Source organism: Stenotrophomonas lacuserhaii, from assembly GCF_039674585.1.
GTDB lineage: Bacteria > Pseudomonadota > Gammaproteobacteria > Xanthomonadales > Xanthomonadaceae > Stenotrophomonas > Stenotrophomonas pennii_A.
On sequence record NZ_JBDJNU010000003.1, the window covers coordinates 1 to 25,825 of the forward strand.

The 25,825-nt window shown below is 66.6% G+C and carries 20 protein-coding genes; 8 read left to right on the top strand and 12 right to left on the bottom strand.

Annotated elements, in window-relative coordinates:
* Positions 1-148: 148 nt before the first annotated feature.
* Positions 149-1,924 carry an EAL domain-containing protein gene (locus tag ABE522_RS01620; protein ID WP_346590115.1) on the bottom strand — a complete coding sequence of 592 codons (1,776 nt, stop codon included), beginning with the start codon at positions 1,922-1,924 and terminating at the stop codon, positions 149-151.
* A complete protein-coding gene (locus ABE522_RS01625; protein ID WP_346590117.1) occupies positions 1,924-4,035 on the bottom strand; it encodes a sensor histidine kinase in 2,112 nt (703 codons plus the stop codon). Before ABE522_RS01625 ends, ABE522_RS01620 begins: the two co-directional genes overlap by 1 nt.
* Positions 4,036-4,189: 154 nt before the next feature.
* On the opposite strand from ABE522_RS01625, the gene ABE522_RS01630 reads away from it, so the two are divergent.
* Complete coding sequence (locus ABE522_RS01630) at positions 4,190-6,961, top strand: EAL domain-containing protein (protein WP_346590118.1); 2,772 nt, start codon at positions 4,190-4,192, stop codon at positions 6,959-6,961.
* A gap of 87 nt (positions 6,962-7,048) precedes the next feature.
* Here the strand turns inward: ABE522_RS01630 and ABE522_RS01635 are convergent, their stop codons facing one another.
* The 6 genes from ABE522_RS01635 to ABE522_RS01660 form a co-directional block, all read right to left on the bottom strand.
* Positions 7,049-7,249, bottom strand: coding sequence for a hypothetical protein (locus ABE522_RS01635; protein WP_346590119.1), 201 nt, complete (start codon positions 7,247-7,249; stop codon positions 7,049-7,051).
* Positions 7,250-7,357: 108 nt separating this feature from the next.
* Positions 7,358-8,548 (bottom strand): methyl-accepting chemotaxis protein, encoded by a 1,191-nt coding sequence (locus ABE522_RS01640; protein ID WP_346590121.1) that lies wholly within the window; start codon positions 8,546-8,548, stop codon positions 7,358-7,360.
* A 204-nt stretch (positions 8,549-8,752) separates the two neighbouring features.
* Positions 8,753-9,367, bottom strand: a complete 615-nt coding sequence (gene hflD, locus ABE522_RS01645; RefSeq protein WP_346590123.1) for a high frequency lysogenization protein HflD — start codon at positions 9,365-9,367, stop codon at positions 8,753-8,755.
* Positions 9,364-10,503, bottom strand: a complete 1,140-nt coding sequence (gene mnmA, locus ABE522_RS01650; RefSeq protein WP_346590125.1) for a tRNA 2-thiouridine(34) synthase MnmA — start codon at positions 10,501-10,503, stop codon at positions 9,364-9,366. Before mnmA ends, hflD begins: the two co-directional genes overlap by 4 nt.
* Entirely contained in the window at positions 10,500-10,961 is a 462-nt protein-coding gene (locus ABE522_RS01655) for an NUDIX hydrolase (protein WP_346590127.1), read from the bottom strand. Before ABE522_RS01655 ends, mnmA begins: the two co-directional genes overlap by 4 nt.
* 1 nt (position 10,962) lies before the next feature.
* Positions 10,963-11,436 carry a hypothetical protein gene (locus ABE522_RS01660; RefSeq protein WP_346590128.1) on the bottom strand — a complete coding sequence of 158 codons (474 nt, stop codon included), beginning with the start codon at positions 11,434-11,436 and terminating at the stop codon, positions 10,963-10,965.
* 96 nt (positions 11,437-11,532) lie between these two features.
* Between ABE522_RS01660 and clpS the strand changes: the two genes are divergently transcribed.
* Together clpS and clpA are read left to right on the top strand one after the other, a co-directional pair.
* On the top strand, positions 11,533-11,859 hold the full coding sequence (gene clpS, locus ABE522_RS01665; protein ID WP_346590130.1) for an ATP-dependent Clp protease adapter ClpS: 327 nt from the start codon (positions 11,533-11,535) through the stop codon (positions 11,857-11,859).
* Positions 11,860-12,096: 237 nt separating this feature from the next.
* Positions 12,097-14,376: an ATP-dependent Clp protease ATP-binding subunit ClpA gene (clpA, locus tag ABE522_RS01670; RefSeq protein ID WP_346590131.1), complete on the top strand. Its 2,280-nt coding sequence runs from the start codon at positions 12,097-12,099 to the stop codon at positions 14,374-14,376.
* Between the two features lie 131 nt (positions 14,377-14,507).
* Here the strand turns inward: clpA and infA are convergent, their stop codons facing one another.
* Positions 14,508-14,726 carry a translation initiation factor IF-1 gene (gene infA / locus ABE522_RS01675; RefSeq protein WP_005409596.1) on the bottom strand — a complete coding sequence of 73 codons (219 nt, stop codon included), beginning with the start codon at positions 14,724-14,726 and terminating at the stop codon, positions 14,508-14,510.
* 246 nt (positions 14,727-14,972) lie between these two features.
* On the opposite strand from infA, the gene ABE522_RS01680 reads away from it, so the two are divergent.
* A complete protein-coding gene (locus tag ABE522_RS01680) occupies positions 14,973-15,956 on the top strand; it encodes an isocyanide synthase family protein (RefSeq protein WP_346590294.1) in 984 nt (327 codons plus the stop codon).
* A gap of 8 nt (positions 15,957-15,964) precedes the next feature.
* On the opposite strand, the gene aat is transcribed toward ABE522_RS01680, so the two are convergent.
* Positions 15,965-16,705: a leucyl/phenylalanyl-tRNA--protein transferase gene (gene aat, locus ABE522_RS01685; RefSeq protein ID WP_346590133.1), complete on the bottom strand. Its 741-nt coding sequence runs from the start codon at positions 16,703-16,705 to the stop codon at positions 15,965-15,967.
* A gap of 253 nt (positions 16,706-16,958) precedes the next feature.
* Here aat and ABE522_RS01690 point away from each other — a divergent pair, with 253 nt between their 5' ends.
* Complete coding sequence (locus tag ABE522_RS01690; protein WP_346590134.1) at positions 16,959-17,795, top strand: TauD/TfdA dioxygenase family protein; 837 nt, start codon at positions 16,959-16,961, stop codon at positions 17,793-17,795.
* Positions 17,792-19,255 carry an FAD-binding protein gene (locus ABE522_RS01695; protein WP_346590136.1) on the top strand — a complete coding sequence of 488 codons (1,464 nt, stop codon included), beginning with the start codon at positions 17,792-17,794 and terminating at the stop codon, positions 19,253-19,255. The genes ABE522_RS01690 and ABE522_RS01695 overlap by 4 nt, the downstream gene beginning before the upstream one ends.
* On the opposite strand, the gene ABE522_RS01700 is transcribed toward ABE522_RS01695, so the two are convergent.
* Positions 19,226-20,347, bottom strand: coding sequence for a GNAT family N-acetyltransferase (locus ABE522_RS01700; protein ID WP_346590138.1), 1,122 nt, complete (start codon positions 20,345-20,347; stop codon positions 19,226-19,228). The two genes, ABE522_RS01695 and ABE522_RS01700, sit on opposite strands and share 30 nt — an antisense overlap.
* A 161-nt stretch (positions 20,348-20,508) precedes the next feature.
* Here ABE522_RS01700 and ABE522_RS01705 point away from each other — a divergent pair, with 161 nt between their 5' ends.
* On the top strand, positions 20,509-22,062 hold the full coding sequence (locus ABE522_RS01705; protein WP_346590139.1) for an N-acetylmuramoyl-L-alanine amidase family protein: 1,554 nt from the start codon (positions 20,509-20,511) through the stop codon (positions 22,060-22,062).
* A 54-nt stretch (positions 22,063-22,116) separates the two neighbouring features.
* On the opposite strand, the gene trxB is transcribed toward ABE522_RS01705, so the two are convergent.
* Entirely contained in the window at positions 22,117-23,088 is a 972-nt protein-coding gene (trxB, locus tag ABE522_RS01710) for a thioredoxin-disulfide reductase (protein ID WP_057507255.1), read from the bottom strand.
* A gap of 255 nt (positions 23,089-23,343) precedes the next feature.
* Here trxB and ABE522_RS01715 point away from each other — a divergent pair, with 255 nt between their 5' ends.
* Positions 23,344-25,698: a DNA translocase FtsK gene (locus ABE522_RS01715; RefSeq protein WP_346590140.1), complete on the top strand. Its 2,355-nt coding sequence runs from the start codon at positions 23,344-23,346 to the stop codon at positions 25,696-25,698.
* Positions 25,699-25,825: the final 127 nt, after the last annotated feature.

Here is a 25,825-nt window from a genome sequence, read left to right on the forward strand (position 1 = left end):
GGGCGGGGGCGTTGAGCGCCATGGATGGCGCGAAACGAGGCCCGCAGGAGCGGCTTTTGCCGTCCCCCGCACAGCCCCACCGCCCGGCCCCCAGCCGCGGGTCTAGAAAAAGCCACCCGCGAGGGGGTCCAACCCGTTCGACCATCCCTCAGCGCAACACCGACCGATCATCCAACGACTCGAAGGGCTCCGCCGCAACGGAACCACCATTGCTGCGCCGCTGCTCCTCGTACGTGCGGAACGCCTGGTGGATGTGCTTGCGCAGCTCGTCGTCATTCCACGGCTTGGTCAAGAAGCGGTAGATCGCCCCGCGGTTGATCGCATCGGTGACCGTGTTGAGGTCGGTGTAACCGGACAGCACCAACCGGATCGTGTCCGGGTACAGCATCTTCACCCGTCCCAGGAACTCGGTGCCGCTCATGTCGCTCATGCGCTGGTCGGACAGGATCACCTGCACGTCGTTGATCGCCAGCAGGTCGAACGCATCGCGCACGTTGCCGGCCGCGAGGATCCGGTAGCCGTCGCGGCGGAACAGACGCACCAGCGAGCGCAGCACGTTCTCTTCGTCGTCCAGCAGCAGCAGGGTGCGGTCCGGCCGCGTTTCAGCGAATGCTTCCGGTCGCAGGTAGCGGCGGCGCAGGGTCATGCCCGCCGCATCGGCGGACATCGGTTCGCCGAACAGGTAACCCTGGAACACGTCGCAGTCGTTGCGGCGCAGGAAGCCGAGCTGGGCCTGCGATTCCACGCCGTTGGCGATCACGGTCATGCCCAGCTGGTGGCCCATGGCGATGATGGCGCGGGCGATGGCCGCCTCACGGTTGCCGGCCGGGGCGCTCTTGATGAAGCTGCGATCGATCTTCAGCTTGTCCACCGGGTAGCGCACCAGCGCACTCAGGCTGGAGTCGCCGGTGCCGAAGTTGTCCAGGCTCAGGCTGATGCCCTCGTTGCGCAGGTTGACCAGGGTTTCGTGGACGAAATTGACATTGTTGGTCAATGCGCTTTCGTTGATCTCCAGGGTCAGCATGGGCGCCGGAACGCCGGCGGCCTGGATCAGGCCCATCACTTCGGTGAAGAAGTTCGGGCGCAGCAGCTGCAGGGTGGAGACGTTGACCGCGATGGTGAAGTCATCGAAGCCCTGGTCGCGCCACAGCCGCGCCTGCTTCAAGGCGCCTTCCAGCACCCACGTGCCGATCTGCACGATGATCCCCAGCCGTTCTGCCGTCCGCATGAAACGTTCAGGCACCAGCATGCCCAAGGTCGGCGACTGCCAGCGCAGCAGCGCCTCCATGCCGACCACGTGGCCATCGCGCGAACTCACCAGCGGCTGGTAGCGCAGCTTGAGCTCGCCATTGGGAATCGCATCGATGATCTGCCGGGCGATGATGCTCTCGCTGTGCGCGCTGGGCACGGTATCCACCGCGTGGATGCGCACCGCGTTGCCGCCTTCGCGCGCTGCCTGGTAGAGCGCGTCCTCGGCGTGGTCGAGCAGGCGCGAGGCGGTGCTGGCGTGTTCGGGGCACAGGCTGACGCCCAGCTTGCCGGTCATGAACAGGGTGTAGGGCAGCACTGAAAGGGGCAGTTCCAGCTGCTGCCGCAGCTCTTCGGCGAAGTCCTCCGGCAGGGCGACCTCGCCGGTACGCGGCACGGCCACCAGGAACTCATCGCTGCCGTGGCGCCACAGCGTGCCACGGCCGCGCAGCCAGGACTTCAGGCGCTGGGCCACCAGCACCAATGCCTGGTCGCCTACTTCGGCGCTCATGTTCTCGTTGACCGATGCGAAGTGGTCGATGTCCACGTGCATCACCATCATCGGGGTACCGCCCGCGGCCGCTTCGGCGACCATCGCCTGCAGCTCGGGGTTACCGGCGCCCAGTCGGTCCGGGGCGTCCTCGATACTGACCGGGGGCAGGGAGGTATTCCACATCAAAGGCGTGATTCCAGCGGTTCGTCCGGCATCATGCCGACACGGTAGGGGAGATGCAGTTCGATCAGGGTACCTTCACCCGGAGCCGATTCGATGCGCAGCTGTCCGCCCACGCTCTGCGCACGTTCGCGCATCACGATCAGGCCCAGGCCGCGCGGTCCATGCGGATCGAAGCCTTCGCCATCGTCGCGCACCTGCAGGTGCAGGCGGTCCTGGTCGATGTCACGCAGGTGCAGCAGCACTTGGCTGGCCTTGGCGTGGCGCAGGGCATTGGTCAGGCTTTCCTGTGCGATCCGGAAGCAGGCCTGTTCGATGGCGTTGTCCGGGCGCTGGGGCAGGGTGTCGATGCGTGACAGCAGTTCGGCCTGCGAAGAGCGGAACAGCACGCCGGCCTGCCAGCGCAGCGCGGCCTCCAGGCCCAGCGCATCCAGCTGCGGTGGCCGCAGCAGGGTGGACAGGTCGCGCAGCTTGGCCACGGTGCCATCGGCCAGCTGGACGATCTGTTGCAGGTCTTCGCGGCGGCGGACGCCGTCCTCTTCATCCAGCGCCGCCCAGGCCGAAAGCTTGATCGCGGTGATCGCCTGGCCGATGTCATCGTGCAGGTCACGCGAAATGGCGCGGCGTTCGTCCTCCTGCAGCGAAAACAGCCGCCCGGCCATCGCCTGCAGTTCGCGGTTGCTGTTCTCCAGCGCGGCGCGCGTGCGCTCGGCATCACTGAGGTCACGCACGATCATCAGGCGGCAGTCACGGCCACCGTAGCGCACTTCGCCCACCGCCAGCCCCGCCTGGAAACGGCTGCCATCGGCGCGCTGCATGCCGATGATCTCGATGTGGCCGGCGCTCGCTTCCGGCAGGGGATTGCGCAGCTGGGCACGCACGGCCGGCAGGCCTGATTCGCCGACCAGCGCCTGCAGCGATTCGCCGAGCAGGGTGTGGCCCTGGTAGCCAAACAGCCGCACCGCGAATGCATTCGCGTAGAGGACGTGCTCTTCGGAGAGGATCACCACGCCGTCGGGAAGCACCCGCACCAGTTCGCGGAACTGTTCCTCGCGTTCGCGCAGCAGGCGCCGGGACTGCTCGCGTTCGGTGACGTCCTGCAGCGTGCCCATCACCCGCGGACGACCCAGTTCGTCCACTCCGCTTTCGGCACGCAGGTGGGTCATCAGGGGCCGCCCGTCCATGCCAAGCAGGGGGAGCAGGACGTCGACGTGGACCGGCTCGCCGCTGCTCATCCCGGCCAGCAGCTGTTCGGTCATCGCCGTGGTCGCCGCATCGGCCGGCACCAGCAGTTCATCGAAGCGGTGCCAGCTGCGCGTCTTGGGGGGGCGCCGTCCGAGCAGCTGGTAGACCTGGCGCGAGAAGCTGGCCAGGCCGCTGGCGGGGTCGAGCTGCCAGGCGCCGATGCGCGCCAGTTCATGCGCCTCTTCAAGCCGTTCCAGCGCCTGGTCGCGGCGTGACAGCGCCTCGTCTTCGGCAGTGCGGTCGATGACGATCAACAGCCGCGCCGGGCGACCGTCGACGTCGATCGCATTGCTGCGCAGCTCCATCTGCCGCAGGCGGCCATCGCGCAGCTGCAGCGGCGAACGCAGCACGCAGGTCTGTTCGGGATGTTCGCGCAGCCGTTCAAGCGTGGCGTCCAGACCGGCCTGGCCGTCCGCAGGCCAAAGCAGGCTGACCGAGGCCTGCAGGAGTTCCCCGCGGCTCCAGCCGAACAACGTGCAGGCCGCTGGATTGGCATCCAGGATCATCCCTGTCTGCAGGTCATAGATGAGGATCGGACCGGGATTGCCGACGAAGGCCTGGCGATGGCGCAGATCGGAGGCCGCCAAGCGTGCGTTGGCCTTCAGCAGGTCGGCCCCGAGCGGGCGCAGCAGCAGGTACAGCATGGCGGCACTGGCAAACACGAAGAAGACCCCCTTGACGGTCTGCAGCCAGGCGGCAAAACGGGAATCGCCGACCATCGCGGCGACGGCCGCATCGCTGCTGACGATCCAGGCCACTGCCAGCAGCAGGTAGACCAGCACCACGCGCCGCCGCGCCCGGCGCAGGGTACCGGCCAGGGGGCTCGGGCAGACCGTCAACGGGGTATCGCCAACAGGGGGCAGGGGCATGGCGGGCTGGGGCCGGGTCGCGGAAGGAAGCAACGTGGAGCATCTTAGCGCGCCGCGAGCGCGCCCATGCAGCCGGCCGACCCTCAATTATCCCGCCAGCCAGCCGCTAACGATTTCGTTCCCGGCTGTCGGGGGCGTCATCGGAGCAAGTTGCGTGGACCAAGGGATCATTGCCAGCCTGTTGCAGCACCCGCTCGCCTCCGCGCTGGTGATCCTCGACCGCAACGGTGCGCCCCTGGCCGCCAACCCCGCCGCGCGCGAACACGGGCTGCCTGCGGCGGCCGCCGCCTACCAGCCCATGCTTGAAGACATCCGCCTGCTGGCAGCCGATGGGGGCGTCGTGCCCTGCAGCCTGCCCGGCGGCCCGCGCGGCCGCCACGACGGCTGGATGCGCGCCGTGCATGACGACGGTGGCCACCTGCTGGCCTTCACCCTGAGCATCCCGCATCCCGACGGCAGCCCCGCCGGCGAACGCTGGGAGCTCGCGCTGGAAAGTGCCGGTCACGGGTTGTGGGATTGGGACCTGGCCAGCGACCGCGTGCTGCGATCGCCAGCGGTCGATGGCAGGGCCGAGGTCCAGGACCGCGGCGGCGCGCTGCTGGAGCGGATACATCCCGACGACCGCGCCGGCGTGCATGCGGCGGTGCAGCGGCACCTGCGCGGTGAGGTCGATCAGTACAGCGCCGAATTCCGCTACCGCCAGCCTGGCCAGGGCTGGCGCTGGGTGCTCGATCGCGGGCGCGTCGTGGCACGGACCGCTGACGGGCAGCCGTTGCGCATGGTCGGGACCCACACCGATATCGAACAGCAGAAGCAGTTGGAGGCCCACCTGCACGACCAGCAGCTGCACCTTCGCCAGGCGCAGCAGATCGCCAGCATGGGCAGCTGGTCGTGGGAGCCGGCGGACCGGCGCTTCTGGTGGTCGCCGGAACTGCACGCGCTGCTCGGCAACGAGCACGCCGCGGCATCCAGCCCGCGCGCCTGGCTGCGCCGGCTGCACCCGCGATCGCGCGGTGCGCTGCGGATGGCCTGGCGCCGGCTGTGGCGCGACGGCCGCCCGGGAAACCTTGACCTTGAGCTGCGCAGGGAGGGGCAACAACCCGCCCTGCAGCTGCGCCTGTGGATGCAGCCGCTGCAGGCCGCCGATGGGCAGGTCCAGCGCCTGCTCGGCCAGGTGCAGAACATCACCGAACAGCACCAGACCGACGCACTGATCCGCTGGCGCACCGAGTTGTTGAATCGCGTGTCCGCACTGGGACGCATCGGCGGCTGCGAGATCGAAGTCGATACCCGGCAGATGCAGTGGACCGAGGAATGCTACCGGATCCATGGCCTGCGCAAGGAACCGGTCAGCCTGGACCAGGCGCTCGCGCTCTACACCGACGATTCACGCGCCGCCTTCGGATCCGCGCTCGACCGCATCGCCGCTGGCGGCCTGCCCGAACAGTTGGACCTGTGCTTCTACCGGCAGTCCGGCATGCGCGTGTGGGTCCAGGTGTTGATCGAACTGGACTGCCGGGACGGCCTGCCGCCGCGGTTCGTGGTGCTGTTCCGTGACATCACCCGGGAGCGCGAGGCAAACGAACGCATCGAGCTGCTGGCGCACTACGATCTGCTGACCGGGCTGCCCAATCGCCTGTTGCTGCGTGAGCAGACCGCCGCTGCGATCGACGAGGCGCGCCATCGCGGGACCCCGCTGGCGATGCTGTTCATCGACCTGGACGGCTTCAAGACCATCAATGACAGCTTCGGCCACGCCACCGGCGATACCCTGCTCAAGGCCGCAGCCAGCCGGCTGCACCAGAACCTGCGCAACAGCGATCTGTTTGGCCGTTTCAACGGTGACGAGTTCATCGTGGTGCTGCGCGACCTGGCCGAAGCCGAGGATGCCGGGCACGTGGCACGCAAGCTGATTGCCTCTCTGGCCGAACCGCTGCATCGCGGCCAGGACCTCCTCAAGGTCGGTGCCAGCGTCGGCATCGCGATGCTGGGAGACGGTCGCCAGGATTTCGAGTCGCTGCTGCGCGCCGCCGATGCGGCCATGCACGCGGCGAAGGAGGCGGGCCGCAATACCTACCAGTACTACAGCCAGGATGTGCTCAGCCGCATCCAGCGCCGGCTGGACATCGAACATGCGCTGCACGGCGCGATCGAGCGTGAGGAGTTCAGCCTGGTCTACCAGCCGCTGATGCACGCCGAAGCCGGGCAGCCACCGGCGATCGAGGCGCTGCTGCGCTGGCACCGGCCCGGCCTGGGCTACTGCAGCCCGGTCGAGTTCATCCCGATCGCCGAGAAGTGTGGCGAGATCGTCCGCATCGGCGACTGGGTACTCAACGAAGCCTGCCGGCAGGCCGCGGCCTGGGACCGCGCCGGCCTGTCGTTCGACCGCATCGCGGTGAACGTGTCGGCGGTGCAGCTGCGCGAGCGGGGATTCGCCGAGCGGGTCATCGAGGTCTGCCACGCGCACGGCCTGTCGCCGACCCGGATGGAGCTGGAGCTCACCGAATCCGCGCTGATCCGTGACACGGAAATCCTCCGGCACTGCTTCGACGTCTTCGAGCGGCACAACGTGCCATTGGCCGTGGACGATTTCGGTACCGGTTTCTCCAACCTGCACTATCTCAACCGGTTCCCGGTCGGGCGGCTGAAGATCGACCGCAGCTTCGTACAGGGCATGCTGGCAGATGCCGGTACCGCCGAAGTGACCCAGGCCATCGTGCACCTGGGCCATGCGCTCGGCATGAAGGTCGTGGCCGAAGGGGTGGAGACCGCGCAGGAGGAAGACCTGCTGCGACGCCAGGGCTGCGACGAGATCCAGGGTTACCTGTATTCGCGGCCGCTGGTGCCGCGCGAGTTGGCACAGTGGCTGCGCAATGCCGCCACCGGCGCACCGATGCGCGATACCGCAGCGGCACTGGTGGGCTGAGCGCCGCGTTTTTTTCTGCGTGGGTGGGGGCCTGCGGCCGCCGCAGGCGGCGCACGCGCAGCCCCTCTGGCCGGCATGCAGGGCGTGTCAGCGTGCCGCTGTGGCGGTCGGGAATCCCACCGGGGCAAGCGCCAGATCCGTTGCGTCCACCCCCAGGTCCCACTCCAGGCTGGCCTGCTCGACACTGTGCCGCGCAGCGGGCTGGCTCGCCGCCATCTGCTCCATCTGCGCCAGCTCCGCCTGCGCCATCGCTTCAAGCTGCTGCAGTTGCTGGCGCGCGCTCTTCATCAGGGGCGCAGCCGCAGCAGCCCGGCCGTGCTCCGGCGCCGCGCACGACAAAGCCCCGGCAGTACCGGGGCTCTGGGCTTCACCTGAAAGGTCAAGAACCACGCGTGGTCAGAACAGTTCCACCGTTCCGGCACCCATGCTCTGCTGGGTGACCGGCTTGTGCGGTGGACGCTCCCATTCGCTGCGCAGGTCACGCAGGCGGTTGCCGGTGCGGGCCAGTGCGGTGACCATTTCTTCGTCGGCCGCGCCGCCATGGCGATGCAGCAGTTCCTGCAGCGCGAGCGCTTCGCGGTTGATCGAGGTCAGGCGGTCCAGGTGGACATGCACGCCGCCCAGCGCCTGGGTGGCGATGTCTTCGAACTGCAGGGCACGCACCGCTTCGGCCACGCTGCCGTCGATGGCGCGGGCGCACTCGGACACTTCGCGCATGCCATCGCCCAGCGAGGCATTGATCTGCGCCACGTTGTCGACCATGGAAGCGGCTTCCATGCGCGCCTCGCGGGAGCGGTCCATGTCACGCGAGGCCATGTGGGTGACCGTCTCGCGGACCTTGGCGATGGCGTCCTTGGAGCTGTGGGCAAGCTTGCGGATCTGCTCGTTGAAGGTGGTCGAGCGTTCGGACAGGTTGCGCACCTCGTCGGCCACCACGGCAAATCCGCGACCGGCTTCGCCGGCACGGGCTGCTTCGATGGCGGCATTCAGTGCCAGCAGGTTGGTCTGGTCGGCGATCGACTTGACGTCTTCCAGCAGCGCGAAGATGCCATCCAGGTGCTGCGCCATCTGGTCGATGTGCTGCACGGTGTTGCTGCTCTGGCCGCTGACCTGTTCCAGCGCTTCCACCAGTTGTTCCATCTGGTGGCTGGCGTGCTGGGCGAAGCGGGCCACGTCCAGCCCGGCCGAACCATCTTCACCGGTGCGGTCGACGATGCGGGCCAGCGCCTGGCTCTGCTGGCGCGACTTGCGGTTCATCGCTTCGAAGCTGCCGCCGAGGCCGGACACCGCCTGGCGGATCAGGTCACGGGCGCGTTCGATTTCGCTGCGCGATCCGTCGATTTCATTGCCGACGAAGTTGCGCAGTTCGGTCAGCAGCTGGTCCTGCTCGCGCAGGATGCGGGCCTGTTCCGGCGAACGTCCGACCGGAGCACGGGTGCTCCACCAGGCGTGGCCGAGCCAGCTCAGCGTCATCGTGGTAAGGATCGCCCAGCGCAGGGCCGCAGGCCACTCCAGAGCAAAGGCAAGGGGCAGAAGCAGGGTCAGCACCAAGGGTGCGGCCAGACGGATGATGGTGCGAGAGTACATGGACGTTCCCGGGAGAGTCACAAATGCAGTATCGGCCGTGCCCCGGTTCTCTTTAATGCCGATGTTGCATCCGCCGCGACCGCCCCGGTAGTGACGGCCGCTGGCCGTCATGCTTCGGCCGTTGGTGGGTGACGACCGTTGGTCGTCACGCTGTTGCCTTCGCCCGCTGCGCTCGCCGAGCATGGCTCGGCGCTACCGTGCGGCTCAGCGCAACGCGCGGTCCACCGCTTCCAGCATCGCCTTGCGTGCCAGCAGGAAGTCCCAGTAGCCGCCGCCCAGTTGCCGCCACAGCACCGCCGAGCGCACCGCCGCCAGCAGCAGCGCACGGATTTCGGCCACCACCCCGGCCTGGCCGAGGTAATGCGGGTTGCCCTGCACCATGACCCGCGGCTTGAGGTGGCTGATGGTGTCGGCATACACGCCGCCCAGCGTGGCCAGTACGTCCGGGTGCCCGCTGTCGCCCAGCTCACGGCCCTGGCGGCTGGCGCGCTCGATGCCGGCGGTGACCTTGGCGATGGTGTCCGGCTCGCGCACGAAGCGGCGCTCCAGCTGCAGCACCGCCAATGCCAGCTTGGGCAGGATCGGGTCCTGGCCCTGGTTGCGGAAGTAGTTGTGCAGCAGGCGCAGGCCCGGCTTCAGCGATTCGCGGTCGCCATACACGTCCTGCGGCGATGCGGCGTCGATGCGGAACACGCTGTCCATGGCGGTGCGCACCGCCCCGGCGTCGGAATGGCCGGTATCGGCGATGCGGCGTACCTGTTGCAGGGCCTGGGCAATGCCGGCCAGGGCCAGTACGCGGTCGTCGACAGTGAAACTCATGCAGCAGGTACCTCGAAAGGAGAAGGGGTAGGGCGCAGCCGCTGTTCCAGCGGCGCGTCGGTGGCGGCGATCACCGCACCACCGAGGCAGACATCGCCCTGGTACAGCACCAGCGACTGGCCGGGAGTGACCGCCCGCTGGGGCGCAGCGAAGCGGACCAGCAGGCTGCCATCATCGCGCACCTGCACCGTACAGGCCTCGTCGGGCTGGCGGTAGCGGGTCTGTGCGGTGCACTCGAAGCGCGCGGCAGGCGGCGCGCCGGCGATCCAGTGCGCGCCTTCGCTGACCAGCGCGGTGGACATCAACCAGCGGCTGTCGCGGTCCTGGTCGACATACAGCGTGTTGGACGCCACGTCCTTGCCCACCACGTACCACGGCGCCGCCGGGCGACCCCGTACGCCGCCGATGTTCAGGCCCTCACGCTGGCCCAGGGTGAAGTAGAAGACCCCGGGGTGCTCGGCGATCTCCGCCCCGTCCGGATCCACGATGCGGCCCTGCCGTGCGGGCAGGTACTGGCCGAGGAAGGCGCGGAAATCGCGTTCGCCGATGAAGCAGATGCCGGTGGAGTCCTTCTTGGCATGCGTCGGCAGGTTGGCGTCACGCGCCATCCGGCGCAGATCGCTCTTGTTCAGGTCGCCGATCGGGAACAAGGTGGCCGACAGCTGGGCCTGGCCCAGCTGGTGCAGGAAATAGCTCTGGTCCTTGCTGCGGTCGGCGCCGCGCAGCAGCAGCCACTGGTTGCCGTCGCGGGCGATCCGCGCGTAATGGCCGGTGGCGATGCGCTCGGCGCCCAGCTCGCGGGCGGCATCCAGGAAGTGCTTGAACTTCACCTCGCGGTTGCACAGCACGTCCGGGTTGGGGGTGCGCCCGGCCGCATACTCGGCCAGGAAGTGTTCGAACACGCCTTTCCAGTATTCGCTGGAAAAGTCGCGGAAGTGGAAGGGGATGCCGAGCAGTCCGCACACGGCCACCGCATCACGGCGATCATCCTCGGCGCGGCATTCGCCGCTGCCGTCATCGGCCCAGTTCTGCATGAACAGTCCGGCCACCGGCTCGCCCTGCTGTACCAGCCGCCAGGCCGCCACGGAGGAGTCCACGCCGCCGGACACGCCGACCATGATCCGCGGCGCGCTCATGCGCCGACCTCCTTGACCAGGGCGAGGGGGTGGCGCTGGCCGGCGAGGAAGTCAGCCACCACCTGCCACACCAACGGGCTGCGCAGCCGCTGGCGTTCAGCCAGCAGCTCGCCCGGGTGCAGCCACAGCGCGCGCTCGATGCCGGTATCCAGCGGGCGCTGCGGATCGTGCCGCAGCGGGCGTGCGGCATAGCTGAAGCGCAGGAACGGCGTGCCATCCGGGGCGGTCCACTGGTAGGTGCCGATGAACGCGGTCAACTCCACCTCCCAGCCGGTTTCTTCCCGTGTCTCGCGCAGTGCGGCCTCGGCCAGCGACTCACCCGGTTCCAGGTGGCCGGCGGGCTGGTTGAGCACCAGCTCGCCATCGATGCGTTCTTCGACCAGCAACAGTCGACCGTCGTCGACCACCACGGTGGCAACGGTAACGCGGGGAGCCCAGCGCGGCGCAGCGGCACTCACTTCAGTATTCGTCCTGCCTGGTCAGTTCCAGTTCCATCGCGTCGGCGGTCCGGCTGGCGGCTTCGATGGCATCATCCAGTGCTTCCGAAGACGCGTCGGCGTCCACTTTCACCACGAACATCGCGACCTTGTCCTGCTTCACCCAGCCGCCCATTTTCGCATCCTGGGAATCTTCGAGCAGGCGGTTGGCCACGGCCACCGGGAAGGGATCGGCGCTGGCCTGGTAGCCGGGCGACCAGATCTCGCGCACATGCTGGCTGCCGAATTCTTCCACCACCGAACGCACGTAGACCAGCTGGGTGCGGTCGTCTTCCATGTCGAACACCATGCGGTAGTCGCCGTCCTCGTCGATCTCGTAGGGATAGCCCAGTTTGTCGAGATGGCGCCCGACGGCCTTGTCCGGCTCGGCGGCGAAGGAGGGGGCCGCTGTTGCGGCGGCGGCCAGCAGCAGGGCGAGGCGAAGCGTCCTTTCCATGGGAATCCTGTGAAGGTAGTACGGGGAGTCGCGCAGATTGTGAAGGCGCGCCGGCCTGCCGTCCAATCCGGCGGGGCCAGCCACTATAATAAGCGGATGCCTCGCGAGACTTCCCACGAATCCCATTCCGACCACGGCGTGCTGCTTGAACCGGCACGCCCGGAGGTCGCCCCCCCGCCGTTCTACCAGGTGATGCTGTTGAACGATGACTACACGCCGATGGATTTCGTGGTCGACGTGCTCCAGCAGTTCTTCAACCTGGACCTGGATCAGGCCACCCAGGTGATGCTCCACGTGCATACGCGGGGCCGCGGGATCTGCGGTGTGTTCACCCGCGAAGTCGCCGAGACGAAAGTGGCGCAGGTCAATGAGTATGCCCGGATGAACCAGCATCCGTTGCTCTGCACGATGGAAAAGGCCTGACCCGGCGGCCATGGCCGCTGCGTGGTAGTCCGGTGCGTTCCATCTGCGGCACGATCAGGCTCCGGGTTGCGCCCGGCACGCCAGCGCCCGGCGGGGAACCGGTATGGGGTATGGTGGAATCACCTTGGGCAGCACCGCGACGGCATGCTAACGCCGTATGAACGGGCAGTTCCGCTAGGGTGATGGAAAACGTGTGGTCAGGCCGCATATCGTCTTCAACTGCCGCCGGAGTAGAGCATGTTCAGCAAAGACCTCGAACACACCATTGGCCAGTGCTACAAGCGGGCACGGGAAGCGCGGCATGAATTCATGACCGTCGAACACCTGTTGCTGGCGCTGCTGGACAATCCCTCGGCCCAGGCCGTCCTGAAAGCGTGTGGTGCCGACGCGGAGCGCCTGCGCCAGGAGCTGGAGCAGGCCATCGAGGCGTCGGTCTCGCGGCTTGCCGAGGATGATGGCCGCGACACCCAGCCCACCCTGGGCTTCCAGCGCGTACTGCAGCGCGCGGTCTACCACGTGCAGTCCTCGGGCAAGAAGGAGGTCACCGGCGCCAACGTCCTGGTGGCGATCTTCGGCGAGAAGGACTCCCACGCCGTGTACTACCTCAACCAGCAGGATGTCACCCGGCTGGACGTGGTCAATTACCTGTCCCATGGCATCGCCAAGCTGGGCGAGGAGGGGGAGCCGTCCTCGCCGTCGGATCCCGAGGGGCGCGCCGAAGGAGGCGAAGGCGAAGGCAAGGGGGACGCCCTGGCCGAGTTCGCCAGCAACCTCAACGAACAGGCCCGCAATGGCCGGATCGACCCGCTGGTGGGCCGGGCCGACGAAATCGAGCGCACCATCCAGGTGCTGTGCCGCCGTCGCAAGAACAACCCCCTGTACGTCGGCGAGGCCGGCGTCGGCAAGACGGCGATCGCCGAGGGCCTGGCACGCCGGATCGTCGAAGGATCGGTGCCGGAGGTGCTCGCCGACGCGGTCATCTACTCGCTGGACCTGGGCGCGCTGGTAGCGGGCACCAAGTACCGCGGCGACTTCGAAAAACGCCTGAAGGGCGTACTGACCGCGCTGAAGAAGGTGCCCAACGCGGTCCTGTTCATCGATGAGATCCACACCATCATCGGCGCCGGTTCGGCGTCGGGTGGCACGATGGACGCCTCCAACCTGATCAAGCCGGCGCTGGCCTCCGGTGACCTGCGCTGCATCGGCTCCACCACCTTCCAAGAATACCGCGGCATCTTTGAAAAGGACCGCGCGCTGGCGCGGCGCTTCCAGAAGATCGACATCGTCGAGCCGACCGTGGGCGAAACCTACGAGATCCTGCAGGGACTCAAGCCGAAGTACGAAGCGCACCACGGCGTCACCTATGCCGACGATGCCCTGCAGGCGGCGGTAGACCTGTCGGTCAAGCATATCGGCGACCGCCTGTTGCCCGACAAGGCGATCGATGTCATCGACGAGGCCGGTGCGCGGCAGCGACTGATGCCCGAAGGGCAGCGCAAGGAGCTGATCGACATAGAAGAGATCGAGGCGATCGTGGCCAAGATGGCACGCATCCCGGCCAAGCAGGTCAGTGCCACCGACAAGGACGTGCTCAAGCATCTGGAGCGCAACCTGAAGATGGTGATCTTCGGCCAGGATCCGGCCATCGAGACGCTGTCTTCGGCGATCAAGCTGGCCCGCTCGGGGCTGGCCAATCCGGAAAAGCCGATCGGCAACTTCCTGTTCGCCGGCCCAACCGGTGTCGGCAAGACCGAGGTGACCAAGCAGCTGGCCCTGCAGCTGGGGATCGAGCTGGTCCGTTTCGACATGTCCGAGTACATGGAAGGACATTCGATCAGTCGCCTGATCGGTGCGCCTCCGGGCTACGTGGGCTTCGACCAGGGTGGCCTGCTGACCGAAAAGATCGTCAAGACGCCGCACTGCGTGCTGCTGCTGGATGAAATCGAAAAAGCGCACCCGGATATCTTCAATATCCTGCTGCAGGTCATGGATCGGGGTGTGCTGACCGATACCAACGGCCGTGAAGCGAACTTCAAGAACGTAGTGCTGGTGATGACCACCAATGCCGGTGCCGCGCAGGCGTCACGGCGTTCGATCGGCTTCACCAAGCAGGATCACGCCACCGACGCGATGGAGACCATCCGCCGCAGCTTCACCCCGGAGTTCCGCAACCGGCTGGATGCGGTGGTGCAGTTCCAGGCGCTGGGCTTCGAACACATCCTGCGGGTGGTGGACAAGTTCCTGATCGAACTGGAAATGCTGCTGCAGGAAAAGCACGTCAGCCTGTCGGCTACCCCGACCGCGCGCGACTGGCTGGCCCAGCACGGTTTCGATCCGCTGATGGGCGCACGCCCGATGGCCCGAGTCATCCAGGACAAGGTCAAGCGTCCGCTGGCCGACGAGCTGCTGTTCGGCAAGCTGGTCAACGGCGGCAGGGTCAGCATCGACGTGCGCGACAACGAGCTGTTCGTGGAAACCTTCCCGGAACCGGAGCGTCTGTTGCCGGCCACGGTGTAAGGGGACGGGGTCCTTTCGCGCAGCGAAAGGACCCCGATCCCTCCTGCGTACTGCGGGAGCGATTCTGCAGCCACGCCAAAAGGCCAGCTCAATGGCTGGCCTTTCTCGTCGACGCCGAAGCGCCGGACCGCTTACTTCATGCGGTAGGTGATACGGCCCTTGGTCAGGTCGTACGGGGTCATTTCAACCTTGACCCGGTCACCGGTCAGAATGCGGATGTAGTTCTTGCGCATGCGGCCGGAAATATGGGCAATGATTTCATGACCATTTTCCAGGCGGACGCGGAAAGTCGTGTTCGGCAGCGTCTCGCTGACGGTGCCTTCGAACTCGATGGAGTCGTCTTTCGACATGTAATCCTGTGCGGTTCAGAGAACGGCCACGGGGGGCCTAAGCCGCTGCATTTTACGCACATGCACCCGATTTTGCAAAGATTGCGTTAACCGTCGCCGTATTGCCGGATCAGCCCCTTTCCGGAAGCGGTCCGCCATTGTCTGTTTGTCGGGTCAGTGTTTGCCGGGTTGAGCTATTTCGACCGCTGCATCCCGTTGCTATCGTGCCTCCCATCACGGCAATGCACCTGTAAGGGAGAGCGAGTGATGAGCCATTCCGCAACCACTGCCGGGGCCGTTGTCCATGCCATTGCACGGACGCTGGCATTTCACCAGCGGTGTGACCGGGCAGGCACCCCCACCCCCGGCCTATCGGATCCGGTCACGGCACGGGTACGCGACTTCGTCCAGGCGGGGCAGCCCGTGCATATGGTACTCCCCGCCTTCCCCGCCAAATCGCCCTCGCTTCGAAAGGTGCTGGGGCCGCTGCCCGACCTGGCCGAAGCGCTGTCGCTGGACGCACTGCAACGGCTGTGCGCCCACATTGCTGCGATCCACCCTGCTGGTGCCCGGCTGACGATCTGCTCCGATGGCCATGTATTCGGGCCCACCATCGGGGTTTCCGACCCGGTCATCGACCAGTACCAGGCCGCCATCCGCGCGATGATCGCTCGCCGCGGCCTGCGCCATCTGGACACGTTCTGCCTGTGCGACTGCAGCTCCCTGCTTGCCGGCGGGGCAGGCCACGAGGACCGCCGTGCGGCATTGCTGGCGCAGCATGGCCAGTCGCTGGATGACATCCGGACCGGACTGCTGCGGACCGAGGACGGCGTGCGGCAGCTGCGCGGCATCATCCGCTTCATGGCCGAAGATGATTGGCGCGGGGATGATGCGCGCAGTGCCACGCAGGTCCAGCGCGAGGCCAAGCTGCGGGCCTACCAGGTCGTGCAGCGCAGCCAGGCATGGGGCAGTTTCCTGCAGGCGGTCTTTCCACGGTCCGTCCGCCTGTCCATCCATCCGCAGCCGCGTGGCAGCGACAAGCTGGGCATCCACATGCTGCCCACCGCCGATGCCTGGCTGACGCCCTGGCATGCCGTGGCGGTCGAACTCGGAGATCGTGCCGTGCTCATGAAGCGGCACCAGGCCGAGGCCCAGGGCGCGAGGCTGATCCACGTGGAGGGACGTCCCAGCCACTACAGCGCGTGGACGGGCGGACGTCGCCCCGCGTTCAAGGATCGTGCCGCAGCCTGAGGTCGCCCTCAATCGGCGATGTAATGCCGCACCGGGAGCCGGGCCGCCGTCGCGGACCAGTTGCCGGCCGATATCGGCCGCTGGATGGCCTGCCGCACGTGGGCCAGGAAGCGGTCGCGCGGCCATTGTGTCGCCCCCATCCGCACCAGGTGAGGGTTCTGCACCTGGGCATCCAGTACGGGCACGCCCCACCCATGGAGCAGCGAGGCCAGCGCGGCCAAGGCCGCTTTCGAGCCCCCGCTGCGCACGCTGAACATGCTCTCGCCAAAGAACATGCCGCCCAGTCCCACGCCGTAGATGCCGCCAACGAGCTCCGGGCCTTCCCATACTTCGACCGAGTGTGCGTGCCCCAGGCGATGCAGCTCCGTATAGGCGTGGATCATGTCGGTACCGATCCAGGTGCCATCCTGCCCGGGTCGCGGCACCGAGGCGCAGGCGCGGATGACCTGCTCGAAGGCGGTGTCGGCAGTGACCTCCCACTCCAGGGCACGCAGCTGCCTGCGGAATCTACGCGACAGATGCACGCCATCGGTGGCGAACACCGTGCGCGGATCGGGTGACCACCACAGGATCGGCTCACCGTGGCTGAACCACGGGAACGCGCCCTGCGCATAAGCGTTCAGCAATCGCTGCGGGCGTAGATCGCCGCCGATGGCCAGCAGGCCGTCGGGGTGGCGTAGCGCCGTTTCAGCGGGCGGAAAAGGGGCATCTTCGGCCTCGCCCAAGCGCCATGGAAACTGACGGCTCATGCGCCGGCTGTTGCACGACGGCAGCAGGCCACGCCGCGGCGGCAGGCTCTGGCATGACGCAGGCGGCGCGTGTGGCCGGCTTTACAGGGCGAAGCAATGGCGTGCATGCGGACAGGATACTGCAGCATGCGCACCCCCGTGGCGCAGGCCGCAGCTCCTGCGTTGGGCGTCGGAATACCGCTCGCTTTCAACAGGTCCTATGCCTAGCGTGGTCCAGGCCGGGCACGGGCCCGGGAACAGCAGGGCCGATGCCATGACGACTCCCATCATCCAGCTCCAGCCGTTCGGCGTCATGCTGCAGGCTGCATTCCCGAAGGACGCTGTCAGTGACCTGTCCGTCGATGCACTGCGCGTCCTCGCCCGACACCATCACCTGGTGCTGCTGCGCGGGTTCCGTGGTCCCGAAGACGCTGCGCGACTCATCGCGTATGGCGAGCGCTGGGGCTGCATTGCCGAGTGGCCATTCGGCAAAGTGCTCGAGCTTTTCGAACGGGAAGCGCCGCAGGATCATATCTTCGACAGCTCGGCCGTACCGCTGCACTGGGATGGCATGTACCGCAGGCAGGTGCCGGAGTTCCAGATCTTCCAGTGCCTGCGTGCGCCGGGACCCGGCTGCGGCGGGCGGACGGTGTTCTCCCACACCGCGCGCGCATTGGACCAAGCACCGGCGTCGGTCCGGCTGCTGTGGGAGCGCGCGACAGGGCATTACGAAAGAAAAATGGAGTACTACCACAGCGTGGCCGAGGCGCCCATCGTGACCCGGCACCCGGACCGTGACGCGGCGGTCATCCGCTACAGCGCACCACAGGACCAGCAGGGCGAGGCCTTCATCAACCCTGCATCGGCCTCGTTCACGGGGATCGGGGAAGCGGATGCCGCGCTGTTGCATCGCAGCCTCGCCCAGGCGCTGCACGCGCCCAGCTGCCTGTATGCACATGCCTGGGAGGCCGGCGATCTGGTCATCGCCGACAACCACACGCTGCTGCACGGGCGCGAGGCGTTCACCAGCGGTGCACCACGCCACCTTCGTCGGCTGCATATCCTGGGTGAGCCGCCGCTGGACAACCCGCACCTGCTGGCCAGCGCATGAAGGCCGCGTGCGTGGACACCGACGTTGATGTGGTCGTCGCAGGCGCTGGACCTGCGGGGCTGATGTGCGCCTGTCTCGGCAGGCAGCTTGGACTCCGGGTGCTGATCGCCGACCGCAGCGCCGGCCCGCTGCAGGCCGGGCGCGCGGACGCCCTCAATGCGCGCACATTGCAGCTGTTGCAGATCGTGGACCTGTTCGATGATCTCTATCCCCACGGCAAGCCGTGCAACACCAGTTCGGTGTGGGCCGAGGGTGCATTCGTGTCCCGCCAGTCCGACTGGTGGAAGGCCCTGGAGGGCTGCTTCCACCGGCACTTCCTGATGATCGGCCAGTCCTTCGTGGAGCAGCTGCTGGATCAGCGCCTGCGTGCGTCAGGCATCCCCGTGCAGCGCGGCACCTCGGTGACCAGGGTCCAACAGCAGCCAGACGGGTGCATGACCCGACTCTCGGACGGGCGATCCATCACCTCACGCTTCGTCATCGGTGCCGATGGCGCGCATTCGTTCATCCGCGAGCACTTCCGGATTCCGTTCGAAGTGACCCGCCCGCGCATGACCTGGGCGGTCGTGGACGGGGTGATCGACACCGATTTCCCCAAGGTGCCGGAGATCATCGTCTTCCAGGCCGGATCCTCCGACGTGGCCTGGATTCCGCGTGAGGGCGAGCTGGATCGGTTCTACGTCCGCATGGATATCCGTGAGTTCACGTTCGAACAGGTCATGGCGCGGATCAACCGGGCGACGCGACCCTACCGCGTGCGCTTCAGTGACGTGCGTTGGTTCTCCCAGTTTTCGGTCAAAGAGGCCGTGGCCGCTCGCTTTGCCGTGGACGACCGGATCTTCCTGGTGGGCGATGCATGCCACATCCATTCCGTCCACGGCGGGCAGGGCCTCAACACGGCGCTGGCCGATGCCTTCAACCTGATGTGGAAGATCGGCATGGCGGTCTACCAGCCCGTCCCGGCTGGTCTTCTGGGCAGTTACGAATCGGAACGTAAACCGGTGGCGTTGGGCGTGGTGGAAACATCGCGCCTGCTGGGACTTGCCACGCGCGACCCGTCCAGCCGGCAGCATGCGACGGACTACGTGGGCATCGTGGCGCAGCGGTCCGGATACATAACGGGGATGGGGGTGCGCTACGCGGGCGAGGGGCTGGCAGGCGAGCGCGTGCATGATGTCCCGATGGGGCAGGGAACAGGCCGCCCTTCACGGCTTTACCCGCTGCTGGACTACCGCCGTTTCACGCTGCTGGTATGCGGTGCGGGACGTGCCGTGCCCACGATGCCGGATTTCGTGCAGGTGCTTCGGATCGACGATCCGTCCTGCCGCTATGCGGGCCTGCTGGTGCTGGTTCGTCCGGACAGTCATATCGCCGCGAGTGCTGCGCTGGATGATCCCGCGCCGGTGCTGGACTACCTCGCCGCGTTCGGATCAGCCGCTGCGGAAGGGCGAGTGCAGTAGCAGTTCGTCACGATAGCGGGTGATGTCCGCACGCTCGTGCGCGCACCATTCGCGCAGGGCCTCGCTGAACTCTGCGTCGGCCATCCAGTGCCGGCTGCGCACCACCGTTGGCAGGAAGCCGCGCGCCAGCTTGTGCTCGCCCTGGGCGCCCGGCTCGAACCGTGCCAGGCCTTCGCGCAGGCAGTACTCGATGCCCTGGTAGTAGCAGGCTTCGAAGTGCAGGCCGGGCAGGGTGGCGCCGCCCCAGTAACGCCCATACAGGGTGTCGCCACCGCGCAGGCACAATGCGCCGGCGATCGGCGCGCCGTCCTGCTCGGCCAGGAACATCACCAGTCCCTTGCCGAGCGAACTGGCCAGGTGGCGCAGGAACGGCTCGGTCAGGGCAGGGGCGTTGCCATACTCCAGGAAGGTCTGCAGGTAGAACCGATACATCGCCTGCAGGTCCGCACGACTGGCCTGGTCGCCATGCACCACGCGGAAGCTGATCCCCTGCCGGGTGACCTTGCTGCGTTCCTGGCGGATGTTCTTGCGGTGCTTGTGGTCCATCGCACCGAGGAAGTCTTCGAAGGTCCGCCACTGGTCGGGATTACGCCACTGGAACTGGATATCCTCGCGCAGCAGCCAGGCATCGCTGAAGTCGCCGTCCTCGTTCTCGGGGTGGAAGTTGATGTGCGCGGAAGAAACGCCGAGGCCGGGCAGTGCCTCCACCAGCGCGGCCAGCAGCGCTGCACGCGTGTCGGCGTCGCCGGCCAGCAGGCGCGGTCCGGTCACCGGCGAGTAGGGCACCGCGCCGAGCCATTTCGGGTAATAGTCGCGACCGTGGCGGGCATAGGCGTTGGCCCAGGCGTGGTCGAACACGAACTCGCCATGCGAGTTCTCCTTCAGGTAGCCCGGGACGGCACCGACCAGCGTGTCGCCTTCCCACAGGGTGAGGTGGCGCGGACGCCAGCCCCAGTCCTCCCGCAGGCAGCCGTGCTGCTCCAGACCGGACAGGAAGGCGTGGCTGACGAAGGGGTTGCTGCCGTCGTGGAGGACGTCCCATTGGGATGCAGTGAGGGTCTGGAGGTCTTCCAGGAAGCGGATCTGGGGCATGGGGACAGGATAGAGCACCCGCCATCTGCTTCGGGAGCTCGATTGGTCCATCGCTATCGATTTGCCGAATGCCGTGAGTTCGCGCACCTTCGCGGCCGGCGTTTGCTGGCAGCGTGGAACCCGGGCACTGGCCGTGTCGGCTGGTAGGAAGGAGCGGTGGAATGGGCGCAGGAACAATGACTTTGGCGTGGGGGATGGTGTTCAGCCTTGCATGTTCACTAGGCAGTTCGAGCGCTTGGGCGGGAGCGTTTTCGGCTCGCGATGCGAAGCTGGACGAAATGCTTCAGAAGGAGGCCCAGGACTATGTTGATAGCTTTATTCGCGCTCACCCCGCAGAAGGCACTGTCAGGATCATGGTGCGCAGTTGGGCCGACCTTGAGGCTGCCACTGTGTATGCGGATTTCGGTCCCGGTGCCTTGACCGATGAGGACGGTAGCAACGAGCGACTCGAACAGGAACTCGGCAGCACCCTGCTTCACTACGCAAGGAACGCCGGGATGCCTCGTGAGACCGAGTTTAGAGCCCTTTACCAGGGCAAACCGTATAACTACTACTTTCCCTACGTGCCTGCCAAGTGGGGGCCCGGTCTGTCCCGGTTGCAGCGGCAGAGTGGTGGACTGGCTGTGGTGTCCGCAAGTCACGGCCTCTACTTCAATCACGGGAGCAAGGCTTGGGTCTTTCAACGTGAGCGGATGAACGGAATCCTGGAAGACCTGGTCACCCCGCCGTACGCTGAGGCGCTCAATGGATACCTTGCCAGCCGCAGTTCAATGACGGTCAGGCTCGCGCGACGCCACGACCCGGCCGATCATGCTGAATCGCATCAGCCGTGGAACCATATGTCCGCTCGCTACAACTTGAAGGCACTGTATCCCGAAGAGACGGATATGTGGCACAGCCTTCCTGGCAGTACCAGTGGCGACCGCGAAATCGACGAAGACATACGCGCACGCCCCAACTTTGCGAACTTCATTCAAGCCGATGCCTTGTTCAGCATACATACCAATGGTAGTGACCGAGACCACGTGCGGGGGCTGGAGGTTTACTATCACCAGGACAAGCCGCAAGATCGGCCCCTTGCAGAAAACATCCTGTGCTACACGGAAGAGTTGGTAACGGGGCAGGAAGGATACGAGAAGTTCCCGTTTCGTGGTCCAGCGAAGTTCGGACGCCATGGCGAGAACAGAATCGGGTTGATGCCTTCGGTCATCGTCGAGGTGGCCTATCACTCAAATGCCGAGGACGCCCTCGCCCTGCAGGATCCCGTCTTCCGGGAAGCTTCGATGAAAGGCGTCGAAAAGGGGTGCCGCCTTTGGCGCGAGGGCAAGGGCTGCAATCCCCTGAAGGTCGATCCCATCGCCACCATCAGCGTCGCGGCCGGCCAATCCCGGGTGGTTGACCTGGCCTTCGGTGGCTTCCCCCAATACCCCGTCGTGATCGAGACAAAGAACGTCGGATGCCCTCCCGGCTGGAAGTGCACGGATGGAACGGTGGCGCTACCTGACGCGGACACCAGGCCAGCCCAGATCACCCTGCGTTGCGAGAACGCCGGAAGTGCGCCGATCTATTGGGACACCCGGATGGTTGACGACGATGGGGTGAAGTCGCCGCCGGTCCGGCACATCGTGCAATGCCTGCGCGGCGCGGGCGTGGGCGCTTCACCGGCGGTGTACGAAGACGATGAGGGAGCCGCTACGGCCCGCAGGCTCCCCTGAAACGGAAAGGCCGGCGCAGAGGCCGGCCTTTCCAGTGTCACCCGGCGGCGTGCTTCAGCTCGCCTTGCCCTGTGCGTCCAGGTAGCGCTCGGCATCCAGCGCGGCCATGCAGCCGAAGCCGGCCGAGGTGATCGCCTGGCGGTAATGCTGGTCGGCCACGTCGCCAGCGGCGAATACGCCTTCCACCGAGGTCTGGGTGGCATTGCCGCCCAGGCCGGAACGGATTTCCAGGTAGCCGTGGTTCATCGCCAGCTGGCCGTCGAACAGGGTGGTGTTCGGGTGATGGCCGATCGCCACGAAGAAGCCATGGGCTTCAATGTCGCGCGTGCTGCCGTCCTGCACCGACTTCACCCGCACGCCGGTCACGCCGGCGTCGTTGCCCAGCACTTCGTCCACCTGGTGGTGCCAGACGGTTTCGATCTTGCCGGCGGCGACCTTGGCGAACAGCTTGTCCTGCATGATCTTTTCCGCCTTCAGCGTGTCACGGCGGTGGACCAGGTAGACCTTGCGGGCGATGTTGGACAGGTACAGCGCTTCTTCAACGGCGGTGTTGCCGCCGCCGACCACCACCACGTCCTGGTCACGGTAGAAGAAGCCGTCGCAGGTGGCGCAGGCGGACACGCCGCGGCCCTTGAAGGTCTCTTCGGACGGGATGCCGAGGTACTTGGCGGTCGCGCCGGTGGAGATGATCAGCGCATCACAGGTGTATTCAGCACTGTCGCCGATCAGCTTGAACGGACGCTGGGACAGGTCGGCGGTGTGGATGTGGTCGAAGATCACTTCGGTTTCGAAGCGCTCGGCGTGGGCCTGCATGCGCGCCATCAGGTCCGGGCCCATCAGGCCATGGGCATCGCCCGGCCAGTTGTCGACCTCGGTGGTGGTCATCAGCTGGCCGCCCTGCTGCAGCCCGGTGATCACCACCGGCTTGAGGTTGGCGCGGGCCGCGTAGACGGCGGCAGTCCAGCCGGCCGGGCCGGAACCGAGGATGACAAGCTTCTGATGGCGGGAGGGCAGCGTGGTGCTCATGTAGACTCGCGAAAGGTAAGGGGATCAAGGCGCGGCGACGGTTTGCGCGCGCTGGGGGCAGACCATAGAGTGATGGCAGGGGCAGGGGGTTTCAACCCGCACGGCTGGAACGCGGCGATGTGCAGGACCGGCGGGGTCGTGTTCGACGGTGCCTGCCGGGCCACGGCGCATCGCAGTCAGCCAGTGGTGACGGAAAACCGACGCGCTTCGTTTATTATCAACCACTAACAGCGTATTCCAAAGGTAGTGTCCAAGGTGGCGAAGCAGGTCCCCGAACGCAGCCGATCGAGCGAAGGCAAGGCCCGTCGCCGCGATCCGTCTCCGTCTGAAAACCCCACGCGGCAGCGCTTGTGGCGCGATCTGGGTCTGATCGCCGTGGCCCCGGCGCTGCTGTACCTGGTGGCCAGCCTGTTCACCTATTCGGCGACGGACCCCGGCTGGTCGCACACCGGCAGCATCGTGGCGCCGGTCAACAACATGGGCGGCCGCGCCGGCGCGTGGATCGCCGACGTGCTGCTGCAGCTGTTCGGGTACATGGCCTTCCTGCTGCCGGTGATCCTCGGCGCGCTGGCCTGGTTTGCGATGTTCGGCCTCAAGCGCGAAGCAAAGGGCGAGAACGACCTCGACCCGGCGCTGCGGCTGGTCGGGCTGGTCGGCTTCCTGATCGCCGGCACCGGTTTCCTGCACCTGCGCCTGTTCAGTGCCGAGGTGGCCTCTGCCGGCGGCATCCTCGGCAAGCTGGTGGGCTCTTCGCTGAGCGTCGGTTTCGGGGCGCTGGGTGCGAATCTGTTCGTGCTGGTGCTGCTGCTGGCTTCGATCACCTTGGCCACCGGCCTGTCGTGGCTGATGGTGATGGAGAGGATCGGCAAGGGCGTGATGGCGCTGGCGCCGCTGCTGGAAAAGAAGAAAGAGCAGGCCACCGAGTGGAAGCAGACGCGCGTCATGCGCGAAGAGCGCCAGGAAGTGCGCAAGGTCGATGCCGAGGTGCGCGCCAAGCGCGAGCCAGTGAAGATCGAGCCGCGCCCGGAACCGGTGATCGAGAAGAGCGACCGGGCCAAGCGCGACAACCAGATCCCGATGTTCCAGGGCGTCAATGGCGATGGCTCGGACCTGCCGCCGCTGGCGCTGCTGGATGATCCCAAGCCGCAGCCCAAGGGCTACGACGAGGACACCCTGGAAACCCTGTCGCGGCAGATCGAGTTCAAGCTCAAGGATTTCCGCATTGATGCGGTGGTGGTCGGCGCCTACCCGGGCCCGGTGATCACCCGCTTCGAGATCGAGCCCGCGCCGGGCATCAAGGTCAGCCAGATCAGCACGCTGGACAAGGACATCGCCCGCGGCCTGTCGGTCAAGTCGGTGCGCGTGGTCGATGTGATTCCGGGCAAGTCGGTGATCGGCCTGGAGATCCCGAACGTCACCCGCGAGATGATCTATCTCTCCGAGCTGCTGCGTTCGAAGGAATATGACAAGGCGACCAGCCCGCTGACCCTGGCGCTGGGCAAGGACATCGCCGGACGCCCGACCGTGGCTGACCTGGCCCGCATGCCGCACCTGCTGGTGGCCGGTACCACCGGTTCGGGCAAGTCGGTGGCGGTCAATGCGATGGTGCTGAGCCTGCTGTACAAGGCCAGCCCGAAAGACCTGCGCATGCTGATGATCGACCCCAAGATGCTCGAACTGAGCGTTTACCAGGGCATCCCGCACCTGCTGGCGCCGGTGGTCACCGACATGAAGGAGGCCGCCAACGGCCTGCGCTGGTGCGTGGCCGAGATGGAGCGCCGCTACAAGCTGATGAGCGCGGTCGGCGTGCGCAACCTGGCCGGCTTCAACAAGAAGGTCAAGGACGCGCAGGACGCCGGGCAGCCGTTGATGGATCCGCTGTTCAAGCCGAACCCGGAACTGGGCGAGGCCCCGCGCCCCCTGGAAACGCTGCCGTTCGTGGTGATCTTCATCGACGAATTCGCCGACATGATGATGATCGTCGGCAAGAAGGTCGAAGAGCTGATCGCCCGCCTGGCACAGAAGGCCCGTGCGGCCGGCATCCACCTGATCCTGGCCACCCAGCGGCCGTCGGTGGACGTCATCACCGGCCTGATCAAGGCCAACATCCCGACCCGCATCGCCTTCCAGGTCAGTTCGAAGATCGATTCGCGCACCATCCTGGACCAGTCCGGCGCCGAAACCCTGCTTGGCCACGGCGACATGCTGTACCTGCCGCCCGGCACGGCGATGCCGGACCGCGTACACGGCGCGTTCGTGTCCGACGAAGAAGTCCATCGCGTGGTGGAACACCTCAAGGCGATGGGGCCGGCCGACTACATCGAAGGCGTGCTGGACGAAGTGCAGACCATGGGCGACGGCGTGGTGGTCGGTGCCGGCGGCCTGCCGGAAACCGCATCGTCCGGCGATGAATCCGATCCGCTGTATGACGAAGCGCTGCGGGTGGTGACTGAAACCCGCCGCGCCTCCATTTCCGGCGTGCAGCGGCGGCTGAAGATCGGCTACAACCGTGCCGCACGCCTGATCGAGGCGATGGAAGCGGCCGGCGTGGTCAGTTCGCCCGAACACAACGGCGACCGCACCGTGCTGGCCCCGCCGCCGCCGAAATAATGCATTCCCGGTAGTGCCGGCCGTTGGCCGGCATCCAACCCCTGAACTGGTGGGTGACGTCCCCGACCTGGTGGGTGACGACCGTTGGTCGTCACGCTCTTGACCCCGCCCCACCGCCCCTGAACTG

Bases quoted from the DNA above. Each gene is read 5' to 3' on its own strand.
- ABE522_RS01620 (WP_346590115.1), bottom strand. From the start codon at position 1,924: ATGTGGAATACCTCCCTGCCCCCGGTCAGTATCGAGGACGCCCCGGAC.
- ABE522_RS01625 (WP_346590117.1), bottom strand. From the start codon at position 4,035: ATGCCCCTGCCCCCTGTTGGCGATACCCCGTTGACGGTCTGCCCGAGC.
- ABE522_RS01635 (WP_346590119.1), bottom strand. From the start codon at position 7,249: ATGAAGAGCGCGCGCCAGCAACTGCAGCAGCTTGAAGCGATGGCGCAG.
- ABE522_RS01640 (WP_346590121.1), bottom strand. From the start codon at position 8,548: ATGTACTCTCGCACCATCATCCGTCTGGCCGCACCCTTGGTGCTGACC.
- hflD (WP_346590123.1), bottom strand. From the start codon at position 9,367: ATGAGTTTCACTGTCGACGACCGCGTACTGGCCCTGGCCGGCATTGCC.
- mnmA (WP_346590125.1), bottom strand. From the start codon at position 10,503: ATGAGCGCGCCGCGGATCATGGTCGGCGTGTCCGGCGGCGTGGACTCC.
- ABE522_RS01660 (WP_346590128.1), bottom strand. From the start codon at position 11,436: ATGGAAAGGACGCTTCGCCTCGCCCTGCTGCTGGCCGCCGCCGCAACA.
- clpS (WP_346590130.1), top strand. From the start codon at position 11,533: ATGCCTCGCGAGACTTCCCACGAATCCCATTCCGACCACGGCGTGCTG.
- clpA (WP_346590131.1), top strand. From the start codon at position 12,097: ATGTTCAGCAAAGACCTCGAACACACCATTGGCCAGTGCTACAAGCGG.
- infA (WP_005409596.1), bottom strand. From the start codon at position 14,726: ATGTCGAAAGACGACTCCATCGAGTTCGAAGGCACCGTCAGCGAGACG.
- ABE522_RS01680 (WP_346590294.1), top strand. From the start codon at position 14,973: ATGAGCCATTCCGCAACCACTGCCGGGGCCGTTGTCCATGCCATTGCA.
- aat (WP_346590133.1), bottom strand. From the start codon at position 16,705: ATGAGCCGTCAGTTTCCATGGCGCTTGGGCGAGGCCGAAGATGCCCCT.
- ABE522_RS01690 (WP_346590134.1), top strand. From the start codon at position 16,959: ATGACGACTCCCATCATCCAGCTCCAGCCGTTCGGCGTCATGCTGCAG.
- ABE522_RS01695 (WP_346590136.1), top strand. From the start codon at position 17,792: ATGAAGGCCGCGTGCGTGGACACCGACGTTGATGTGGTCGTCGCAGGC.
- ABE522_RS01700 (WP_346590138.1), bottom strand. From the start codon at position 20,347: ATGCCCCAGATCCGCTTCCTGGAAGACCTCCAGACCCTCACTGCATCC.
- ABE522_RS01705 (WP_346590139.1), top strand. From the start codon at position 20,509: ATGGGCGCAGGAACAATGACTTTGGCGTGGGGGATGGTGTTCAGCCTT.
- trxB (WP_057507255.1), bottom strand. From the start codon at position 23,088: ATGAGCACCACGCTGCCCTCCCGCCATCAGAAGCTTGTCATCCTCGGT.